The 10,203-nt window shown below is 63.0% G+C and carries 9 protein-coding genes; 4 read left to right on the forward strand and 5 right to left on the reverse strand.

Annotation, left to right across the window (positions count from 1 at the left end):
- The first annotated feature begins 15 nt into the window (after positions 1–15).
- Entirely contained in the window at positions 16–921 is a 906-nt protein-coding gene (locus ACTNAU_RS02730) for an SPFH domain-containing protein (RefSeq protein WP_441097478.1), read from the forward strand.
- A complete protein-coding gene (locus ACTNAU_RS02735; protein ID WP_256135221.1) occupies positions 918–1,589 on the forward strand; it encodes an N-acetylneuraminate synthase family protein in 672 nt (223 codons plus the stop codon). Before ACTNAU_RS02730 ends, ACTNAU_RS02735 begins: the two co-directional genes overlap by 4 nt.
- A 1,238-nt stretch (positions 1,590–2,827) precedes the next feature.
- Here the strand turns inward: ACTNAU_RS02735 and ACTNAU_RS02740 are convergent.
- On the reverse strand, positions 2,828–3,847 hold the full coding sequence (locus tag ACTNAU_RS02740; protein WP_216400834.1) for a LacI family DNA-binding transcriptional regulator: 1,020 nt from the start codon (positions 3,845–3,847) through the stop codon (positions 2,828–2,830).
- 392 nt (positions 3,848–4,239) lie between these two features.
- Here ACTNAU_RS02740 and udp point away from each other — a divergent pair, with 392 nt between their 5' ends.
- The gene (udp, locus tag ACTNAU_RS02745) at positions 4,240–5,022 is read left to right on the forward strand and encodes a uridine phosphorylase (RefSeq protein ID WP_243164334.1); all 783 of its coding nucleotides are present in this window, start codon (positions 4,240–4,242) and stop codon (positions 5,020–5,022) included.
- A 51-nt stretch (positions 5,023–5,073) separates the two neighbouring features.
- Here udp and ACTNAU_RS02750 read toward each other — a convergent pair whose 3' ends face one another.
- From ACTNAU_RS02750 to ACTNAU_RS02765, 4 genes are all read right to left on the reverse strand, one after another.
- Positions 5,074–5,562 carry an MGMT family protein gene (locus tag ACTNAU_RS02750; protein WP_441097479.1) on the reverse strand — a complete coding sequence of 163 codons (489 nt, stop codon included), beginning with the start codon at positions 5,560–5,562 and terminating at the stop codon, positions 5,074–5,076.
- 160 nt (positions 5,563–5,722) lie between these two features.
- A complete protein-coding gene (locus tag ACTNAU_RS02755; protein ID WP_185915599.1) occupies positions 5,723–7,111 on the reverse strand; it encodes an MATE family efflux transporter in 1,389 nt (462 codons plus the stop codon).
- Between the two features lie 392 nt (positions 7,112–7,503).
- Complete coding sequence (locus ACTNAU_RS02760; RefSeq protein ID WP_185915598.1) at positions 7,504–8,118, reverse strand: hypothetical protein; 615 nt, start codon at positions 8,116–8,118, stop codon at positions 7,504–7,506.
- 115 nt (positions 8,119–8,233) lie between these two features.
- Positions 8,234–8,662 (reverse strand): DUF1893 domain-containing protein, encoded by a 429-nt coding sequence (locus ACTNAU_RS02765; RefSeq protein ID WP_216400832.1) that lies wholly within the window; start codon positions 8,660–8,662, stop codon positions 8,234–8,236.
- Between the two features lie 204 nt (positions 8,663–8,866).
- Here ACTNAU_RS02765 and ACTNAU_RS02770 point away from each other — a divergent pair, with 204 nt between their 5' ends.
- A complete protein-coding gene (locus ACTNAU_RS02770; protein WP_256135225.1) occupies positions 8,867–10,138 on the forward strand; it encodes an L-cysteine desulfidase family protein in 1,272 nt (423 codons plus the stop codon).
- Positions 10,139–10,203 lie beyond the last annotated feature (65 nt).

Genomic DNA, 10,203 nt, shown 5'->3' on the forward strand with positions numbered 1-10,203 from the left:
CGAGGAGGAGTCACAATGCAATACATCCTGCTGGCGCTTGTCGCCCTGGTCCTGATCATCCTGGTCGCCAACATCCGGGTGGTGCCCCAGGCCAACGCCTATGTCGTCGAGCGCATCGGCGCCTATCGGGAGACCTGGGCCACCGGCCTGCACTTCAAGATCCCCTTTGTGGACCGGGTCGCCAAGAGGGTCTCCCTGAAAGAGAAGGTGGTGGACTTTGCCCCCCAGGCGGTCATCACCAAGGACAACGTCACCATGCAGATCGACACGGTGGTCTTCTTCCAGGTCACCGACCCCAAGCTGTTCACCTACGGCGTCGACAACCCCATGGCCGCCATTGAGTTTTTGACCGCCACCACCCTGCGCAACATCATCGGCGACCTGGAACTGGACAACACCCTCACCTCCCGCGACGTCATCAACACCCGCATCACCACCATCCTCGACGAGGCCACCGACAAGTGGGGCATCAAGGTCAACCGGGTGGAGGTCAAGAACATCGTGCCCCCGGCCGAGATCCAGGACGCCATGGAGAAACAGATGAAGGCCGAGCGCCAGCGCCGCGAGTCCATCCTGCGGGCCGAGGGCGAGAAGCGCAGCCAGATCCTGGTGGCCGAGGGCGAGAAGGAGTCGGCCATCCTGCGGGCCGAGGCGGTCAAGGAACAGAAGATCCACGAGGCCGAGGGCGAGGCCGAAGCCATCCTGATGGTGCAGCGGGCCTATGCGGACAGCCTGCGCCTGCTCAACGAGGCCAATCCCGGCGACAAGGTCATTGCCCTCAAGAGCCTGGAGGCCTTTGAGAAGGTGGCCGACGGGCGGGCCACCAAGATCATCATCCCCTCCGAGATCCAGTCCATGGCCGGGCTGGCCGCCTCCTTAAAAGAGCTGGTCATCGACGGCGGGGAGCAGCAGGCCCAATGAGCCGCTGCATCCTGCTGGCCGACGCCACCCGCGGCTGCCGCAGCGAGGAGGACGCCCACTTCTTCACCCGCGCCGCCGCCGAGGCGGGGGTCAACGGCCTGCTCCTCCCCTTTGCCGTCGCCGAACCCCACTATACCCAGCTAAAAGAGGAGGCAAACGCCCTAGGCATCCTCCTGCTGGTGCTCCCCGAAAAAGCCGAGCACGCCCAGCGCCTGGCAGAGCTGGGCATGCCCCTCTGGCAGCTGGGGAGGACCGCCCTGGACGACACCCCGCTGCTGAAGGCGGCGGGCGCCAGCGGGGCCCCCGTCCTCCTCTGCGCTGAGGACGCCCCCACCGACCTGCTCCGCCAGGCCCTGGTCGCCCTGCACGGCGCCGGCAGTGGCCCGGTCACCCTGCTGCACGGCGCGCCCGCCTTCCCCGCCCCGCCGGAAGAGGCCAACCTGCGGGCGATGATCGTCCTCAAGGGCCGGTTTCAAGAGGGGGTCGGCTACTACGACGGCACCGGCTACGACGTGGTGCCGGTGATGGCCGCCGCCATGCGGGCCGACGTGGTGGAGTTCCCCCTGGACCGCCAGTCCGCCCAGGGGATGCGCGACCCCGACCAACTGGCCGCCGCCGTCTACACCCTGCGCCTGGCCGAACAGGCCCTGGGCAGCGGGGAGCGGTGATCCTTCCCGAAGAGAAAAAGAGCTGTTTGACCGGTTCAAACAGCTCTTTTTTTGCGCCCTGCCATCCCTCTGCCCCCCGGCGGCCAGCTCCCGCGACCACTTCTGTCGGGGTTGGGGAAGGGCAGCGCAGAAGTGGCTCTTTTTCGCCCGGCATCTCCCCCTCTCCCCCTTAAAAAAATAGTTGGCTATTCATAAGAGGAGAGATTGCACCGTCTCCCCCAAAGTCTCAAAGAGGGGGACGCGCTCGCCGGTGGCAAAACGCCTGTGCTCCAGCAGGGCCCCAGGCCGCTACCCCCGTTGCCAGCGCCAGCTTGTCGGAGAGGACATAGCCGCACCGTTCCCCAGTCAGCTGGCCGCCGCAGTCCTTCATCCGACAAGATGGGGCGCCGGCAAAGCGGGGGCGGCGGCGCTCCCCCCGAGCAGAGCTGGAAAAGAGGACAGCCACTCGTCCCGCGGCGGAATGCCGGACACGTCCCCCTCCCCTTGACACGGGGAAATCACGGAGCAGACGGAGCGCAGCAGGGTGTTTGCCGCCCCCTGCTCGATGGAACTGTCCTCCCGGTCCATCTGTCACGCCACCTCCTCGGTCCAAAGGGCCAGCAGCTCGTCCGGGGGTGGCTGTCAGCCGACTGGGGAGAGGGCCGCCGCCCGCTCACTCGCTCGCCCGCTATCCTTTCCCCCTCCTTTTCATGTCTCCATGGGCCTTTGCCGGTGTAGTCCTGTGGCGGGGCGGTTTTCCCCCTCCCACAGGACCTGGGCCAACTGTTCCCGTTTCCAGTGGTTCCAGCGATCCCCCACAGCTCTCGCCAAAACAGAGGGGCATCCAGCCCATCCATTTCCGGTCGCTCAACCTCTTGCCAAGCTGGCTCTTAAAGTGGCAAAACCGCCGACAACTCCTCCAGCGCGGGCAGATACTCCCGGGGTAAGAGGTAAGGGGACCACAGAAGGCGCGAATGCGCGCCGCCGTCTCTCCCCGCACCTCCATGCCCTGGCAGCCCGCAGGCTGCAGCGCTGGCTTTGCGCCAGTTCCTCCGCCTGGTCGGGGAGAAGCGCCCCCCCCAGGGCGCGCTCATTCGGCCGCAGGCGGGAACCCCGCCCTTCCCCTCTCCACCACGGTCTGCCCCAACCGCAAATCAACTGCTGGTCCGCCGCAATCCCCCGCCAGAAGCAAGCCCAAAGTGCAAAAAAGGCGACCACCCAAAGGCAGTCGTCTTTCTCTTTCGGCAGATCCTCCGCCGCTATTTCTTGTTTAGGTCCTTGACCGAGCCCTGCTCGATGAGCCGGGTGCGCATCACCATCTTCTGCCCCAGGTAGCTCTTCTCCGAGGCGATCTTCTCCAAGAGCATCTCGGCCGCCTTCTCCCCCATCTCGTAGGTGGGGCGGGCCACATAGGTGATTTTGGGGGTGGTGTAGTGCACCAGATCGTTTTCGTCAAAGCCCAGCAGGGAGATGTCCTCGCCAATGGCCACCTTGGCCTCGTGCAGCACCTCGATGCAGCCCTTGCAGATGAGGTTGTTGCTGCAGAGAATGGCGGTGACCCCCGCACCGGCGCGATTTCTCTCCAGTATCTTCTGGGTGGCACGGCGGCCGTCGGCCACGAACCAGTCGCCCACGTAGACATTGTCCTCGTCGATGGGGATGCCGTGCTCCTCCATGCAGCTGCGAAAGCCCTGCAGCCGCCCCAGGCCGGTGGTGAACTCCAGCGGTCCGGAGATGTAGGCGATTTTGCGGTGCCCCTTTTTGATCAGGTAGTCGCAGGCGCGGTGCATCCCGCCCATGTTGTCGATGACCACCTCGTCAAAGTCGTCGGCGCCCAGACCCCTGTCCACCAGCACCACCGGCTTGCGGCCGCCCAGATAGATGCGCCCGTCGGTGCAGGTGATGGCGATGATCCCGTCCACCAGGGGGCTGACCACCGAGCGGATGAGCCGCTCCTCGTCGGCCACCTTGTCGTCGGTGGAGAAGACGCAGATGTTGTATCCCCGGGTCTTGCAGACCTTGTCGACCCCGTAGACGATGGAGGCGTTAAATGGATTTTGGATCTCGGGGATGATGACGCCGATCATGTTGGTCTTGCGCTTGACCACCGACACCGCCGCGGCGTTTTGCACGTAGTCGTACTCGTCGATGATCTGCTGTACCCGCCGCCGCGTCTCGGGGCTCACCCGGTCCTTGCCGTTGAGCACCCGGGAGACGGTGGACACCGCCACCCCCGCCTTCTGCGCGATGTCCTTGATGGTAATCTGCTTGGTCTCCACTCTTCACTCCACCTTTACGGGGTCAAAGCCCCTCATTTACTGCCGGTGGCCGACCCCTCAAAAAGCCGCCTGGCAGGCGATATCAAAACGTTTCGCCGCTGCAAGCGCAAGCGTTTTCCACCTATTCATAATATACTGTTGACCGCAAAGATTTGTCAATTCTTTCGCACAAATATTGTATTTTTGCCCGATTTTGTCCTCTCGCAGCCCGTATTTTTAGCGGATTGCCCTTGTCCCCCTTTCTTTTGCCTTGACTTTTTATCTAAAAAGGGCCGCGCTTCTTGGCGCATTTTCCGAATTGTGTAAACGCTTCCAACGGGTGTATAATGAAGGTGTATTTTTACAAACCTGTGTTTGATTAAATTTGATTAAAATAGAAAGGTGTGTTGTACATGCTCAGCAAGATGATCGTCGGCGACGACGGGAGGACCTACCACATCAAACTCAACGAGGAGGACGTCAAGGGCGCACAGTATGCCATCCTGCCCGGCGACCCGGGCCGGGTGCCCAAAATCGCCGCCTTTTTAGACAACCCGCGCAAGCTGGGTGAAAACCGGGAGTACGTCTCCTACGAGGGCTTCTTGGACGGCGTGAAGGTCATTGTCTGCTCCACCGGCATCGGCGGCCCCTCCGCCGCCATCTGCATCGAGGAGCTGCACCTGCTGGGGGTAAACAATTTCATCCGCATCGGCACCTGCGGCGGCATCAACCTCGACGTCATGGGCGGCGACGTGGTGGTGGTCACCGGCGCCATCCGCGCCGAGGGCACCTCGAAGGAGTACCTGCCCATCGAGTTCCCGGCCGTGGCCGATCTGGACATCGCCTACGCCCTGCGGGAGGGCGCCAAAAAGCTGGGCTACCGGGTGCACACCGGGGTGGTGCAGTGCAAGGACTCGTTCTACGGCCAGCACTCTCCCGACAGGATGCCCATCTCCTATGAGCTGCTCAACCGCTGGGAGGCCTGGAAGCGGGCCGGCACCCTGGGCAGCGAGATGGAGTCCGCCGCCCTCTTCACCGTCTGCCAGTCCCTGGGCTGCAAGGCGGGCGCGGTGATGCACGTCATCCAAAACCAGGAGCGGGCCGCCCTGGGGATGGAGAACCCCTATGACCACGACACCGAAAAGGCCATCAAGGCCACCGTCGAGGGCATCCGCTACCTGATTGCCCACCAGTAACGAGAAAAAGAGAACCGGTCGAGTTGTTCGACCGGCTCTCTTTTTTCCCCTCTATCCCCTCTCGTCCAGGGGGAAGAAGGCCTGCTCGTAGTCCTTTACAAAATAGCGCAGGTTGGTTCGCCCCCGCTGCAAGACAACGTGCCCCTCCTCTTCAAGGCGGGCGCGCTGCGCCTCGACGCCGCCGGGGTACTTGGGGTTGAGTTCGCCCCCGGCCTTGAGGGTGCGCCAGTAGGGGGTCTCGTCCCCCTGCCGCTGAAAACTGGCCCAGGCGGCGATGGAGACAAAGATACCCGCCGTGATGGGGTCGGTGAAGTCGGCCCCGTTCTGGGCGGCAAAGTGCTCGCGTATGGCCCCCACCGTGATCACCTTGCCGAAGGGGATCCGCCGCATCACCCGGTCGTAGTCGATAGGCGGGGCGAAGTACATCCTCTCCCCGCCGTATTTGGCCACCGTCCTGGGGTCGGTGACGATCTGGGTCTTGGGCATCCCCGCGTCCCTGTGCAGCATTGCGTTAAAGTCCTTTTTCTCCTCATTTGCCATCTCATTTTCCCCCTTGCACCCCCAGCATAGCGCATTCCTCCCCCCTCTGCAATGAGGCGGTTTGAAAATATCCGCTTTTTTTCAGCGCGGCAAAAAGGGGGCGGGCAGCTGTGGCTGCCCGCCCCCTTTGTCCATTTTCTTTTTTGTGCGGGAAGTGGGTCTACTCCTGCGCCTGCAGGTCCTTTTCATCCCGGGTGACCTGCTTGATCCACTTGTCGCCCCGGGTGCGGAAGTAGCCGTAAACGCCCTTGACGGCATAGTCACACTTGAGGATGACAAAGACCACCAGGGGGGAGAGCTTGAACCAGAAGGCCCCCGCAAAGGCGATGGGCATGGTGATCCCCCACATGATGACGGTGGTGTAGATGAGGATGTTGGTGGCGTCGCCGCTGCCCACCTGCAGCCCGGTGACATAGAGGGACTCGTAGGCAAAGGCGATCATGAAGATGGCGTTGATGACGATCATCTTGTCGGCCATGGCGTAGGTCTCAGGGGCGATGTTGTAGAGGGAGAGGACGAAGTTTTTGATGGCCAGCAGCAGGGCGGTGGTGAACAGGCCCACCCCCATGGCCAGCACGTTGAAGGTCTTTTTCTGCAGCTTGGCCCGCTGGATGTCGCCCGAGCCGATGGTCTTGCCGATGATGACCGAAGAGGCGCCCGAGAGGCCGGCAAAGAAGACCGAGCCGATGCGGTGGAGCACCTCGGCCACCGTGTTGGCGGCGATGGTGGTGGTGCCCAGGCGGCCGAAGATGACCGAGTAGGCGGACATGCCGATGGTGAAGATCATCTCGCTGAGGAGGGAGGGGGCGGCATAGGTCATAAAGTCCTTGAAGAGCAGCTTGTCGCGCTTGACAAAGTCGCTCAGCTTCATCCGCACCTTCTTGTTGAGGCAGAGCATGTGCACCAGCACACAGACAAACTCGATCCCGCGGGCCAGCAGAGTGCCGATGGCCACACCGGTGATCCCCATCTCCGGCAGGCCGAACTTGCCGAAGATGAAGCCGTAGTTGAGGAGGATGTTCACCCCGTAGGAGAGCAGGTTGATCAGCAGCGGGGTGCGGGCGTTCTCGGTCGCCCGGATGGAGAGCATATAACAGTTGCTGACGGCGAACATGGGGTAGGTCAGCGCCACGATGCGCAGGTAGTCGATGCCCGCGTCAATGACCGCCTTGTCGGTGGAGAAGATGCCCATGATGGGGGCCGGGAAGGCGATGACCAGAATGGCCGTCAGCAGGGAGATGAGCACCGAGCAGCGAATGCCGATGGCGATGACCCGGCGGATGGCCTTGGTGTCCCCCTTGCCCCAGTACTGGGCAATGAGGATGGCCCCGCCCAGCGTCAGGCCGCGGAAGATGCCCGAGACGATGTTGAAGGGCTGGTCGGCAATGGCCGAGGCGGACATGGGGATCTCGCCCAGGGCGCCCAGCATGATGCTGTTGAGGGTGGTCACGCTGTACATCAGCGCCGACTGCAGCGCCAGGGGAATGGCCAGGGACAGCACCGAGCCGTAGAAGACCTGGTCTCGTTCAATCGCAATTTTTCTACTCAAATTTCTCTCCCTCTCCTATCTCTTCAAAAACTGCCCTTCCCGCCGCCGCGCGGCGAACGGGCAAAAAAAGGGCGCCGGACCCCATTGGGAAGCGCGCGCAGAACCCGCCTTCGGGCCGACATTTGTAGTGTATCATATCGGTGGCCTTTTTCCAACGCCCACGGCCACTCTGTTAAAAGTTTGTACACATTGGTAAAAAAATCAAAAAAATACTGTCACCATCTCATAAAAAGCGCCATCTGCTCAGAAAAAACGTTGTGCAAATTAACTTTTGCACAGTAGCACGCCAACGCGGCAGCACAAGGGATCACCTCTCCCGGACAGCGGCAGAGCGGGCGACAAAAAAACGGCCCTGTGGCCGTCTGGAGTAGTTCTGTCGGGAGAAGGCGTCATCACATGGCGCGGGCCGCCGAATAGCTGCGCAGCATGCCGGTGTAGACCGGGGCGTAGAGAAGGCCCTTCAAATCGGCCGGGCGCATCAGGCTGAAGTCCTTTTGAAAGCGCATGGTGCCGCTGTTTTCGAGGACATAGGCCACAAACTGCGAGCAGACAAACCGGCGCTTGCACCGCTTGGCCCAGCCGATGGACATGAAAAACAGCCCCGGGTAGTTGTATTTAAAGACCGACTGGTGGCGCAAAAAGAGGTCGATGATCTCCTGCGCGCGGCGGTACTGCTCCTCGCTCACCTCCAGCTGGTAGACGGTGCAGCGGGTGCCGGGCAGCTCCCGGTAGACGCCGCCGTCCTTCTGCTCGCAGACAAAGCCGGCCTCCCAGGGGCGCTCTTTGATGCTGTTGCGGCCAAAGGAGTAAAGGCGGTTCAAGCTGGCGTCCATGGCGATGGAGACGTGGGTGTATTCCCCCCGGGTGACCATCTTCAGCACCTTGGAAAAGCGGGTGCCGGTGTGGGTGAACACCAGGTAGATATAGCGCCTGCCCGCCGGCGCTTGGGCAGACGGCAGGGTCGGGCGGGCCGGATAGGCGACAGCCGGGGCAAGATCGACAGACATGGGCATCCCTCTCATACATCTTAAAATTGCAACTTGCTCTAAAATACCAGAAACCGCCTCCCTCTGGCAAGGGGAAAAAGGGATTTTTCACACATTTTTTCAGGGGTGCTTGCGCTCAGCCCCGCAGCGCGGCCAGCCGCCGGCGGATGGCCGCCAGCGCCTCTTCGGGGGTGCTACAGTCCATCACCGAATTTTCGATGGGGCACTGGCCGGTTTTGTCCCGGTTTTCGATGAAGGGGACCTCGGTCTCGCAGTCCAGCCGCATCCCCAGCTCGGCGGCCAGGTCCAGGGCGGGGCGGCTGGCCACAAAGGCGTAGCAGTCCCTCGCGCCGCAGAGGTAGGCCACAAAGACCGCCGCCTTGCCAAAGACCCGGTCACAGATGCAGAGGCCGCCCTCGCCGCCCAGCTGGGCCTCGTACAGGTCCAACAGGGGGGCGATCCCGTTTTTGTGGGAGGAGAAGAGCACCCCCTCCCCCTTCCCGGCCACGCACTTGTAGCCGCGGTCGATCATCTCCTGTTTGAGCGTCTGTAATATGGTATTCATCCTGCCGCCCGCCTTTCTTTCAACTTTCTTGCAATCGGCGCAAACCGGTCGTACCGTTTTATTGTAATACAACCGCTCCCCCCTTTCAACCGGCAGTTTTCCCCGTGCAAAAGGGGGATGGTCGCCCGCTTGAAAAAGGAGTATAATGGGTGCAAAGACAAGCCACCGGCCACGCCGGCGCGCGAATAGAGGGGGACGTCGATCGTGAACCGCAATATTTACGAGCAGTACATTGCCATTTTAGAGGGGGAACTGGTACCCGCCCTGGGCTGCACCGAGCCCATTGCCATCGCCCTGGCCGCCGCCAAGGCCCGCCAGGTGCTGGGGGAGGAACCCCAGAAGATGGTGGTCTCCTGCAGCGGCAACATCATCAAAAACGTCAAGGGGGTGGTGGTCCCCAACTCCGGCGGCCTCAAGGGGATCGACACCAGCGCCGTGCTGGGCGCGGTGGGGGGCGACCCCGAGCGGGGGCTGGAGGTGCTGACCGCCGTCACCCCCGCCGACCTGCAGCGGGCCAGGGAGCTGCTGGACGCCGGCATCTGTGAGACCGAGCTGCTGGAGGGGGTCTCCAACCTGCAGATCATCGTCGAGGCCTCGGCGGGGGCGCACACCTCAGTGGTGGAGATCTGCTACTCCCACACCAACATCGTCCGGGTCGAGCGCGACGGCGAGGTGCTGGTGGGCGGCGCCGACACCCCGGTGGAGGACCACCTGAGCGAGGCCTACGAGCTGCTGGACCTGGCCGACATCTACACCTTTGCCGAGACGGTGAACTTGGACGACGTGCGCAAGGTGATCTCCCGCCAGATCGAGTACAACTACGCCATCGCCAAAGAGGGGCTCTCCCACCCCTACGGCGCCCAGGTGGGGCGCACCCTGCTCAGCGAGTACGGCGACGACGTCAAGATCCGGGCCCGCGCCTGGGCCGCCGCCGGCAGCGACGCGCGGATGAGCGGCTGCGCCCTGCCGGTGGTCACCAACTCCGGCAGCGGCAACCAGGGGATGACTGTCTGCCTGCCGGTGCTGGCCTACGCCCAGGAGCTGGGGGTCAGCGAGGAAAAGGCCTACCGGGCCCTGGTCCTCTCCAACCTGATCGCCATCTACCAGAAAAAGGGGCTGGGCAAGCTCAGCGCCTACTGCGGGGCTGTGTCCGCTGCGGCCGCCTCTGGGGCCGCCATCACCTATCTCTGCGGCGGCGACTTTGAGGCCATCTGCCGCACGGTGGTCAACACCCTGGCCGACGTGTCGGGGGTGGTCTGCGACGGGGCCAAACCCTCCTGCGCGGCCAAAATCGCCTCGGCGGTGGACGCGGCCATCCTCAGCCACTGCATGTCCCTGCAAAACCGCACCTTTGGCGCCGGGGAGGGGTTGGTGATGAACACCCCGGAGGAGACGGTGCAGGCCATCGGCCGGATGGGCCGGGTGGGGATGAAATCCACCGACGTGGAGATCCTCAACATCATGATCGGCAAATAGGGGGATCCTCCCCCCACTGTGTAAAGAGCGGCGGGCCCCCGCCTTGGGGGGCGCCGCGCTCCTGT

The sequence above is a fragment of the Bittarella sp. HCP28S3_D9 genome, from assembly GCF_052065655.1.
In the GTDB taxonomy this organism is placed as follows: domain Bacteria; phylum Bacillota; class Clostridia; order Oscillospirales; family Ruminococcaceae; genus Bittarella; species Bittarella massiliensis.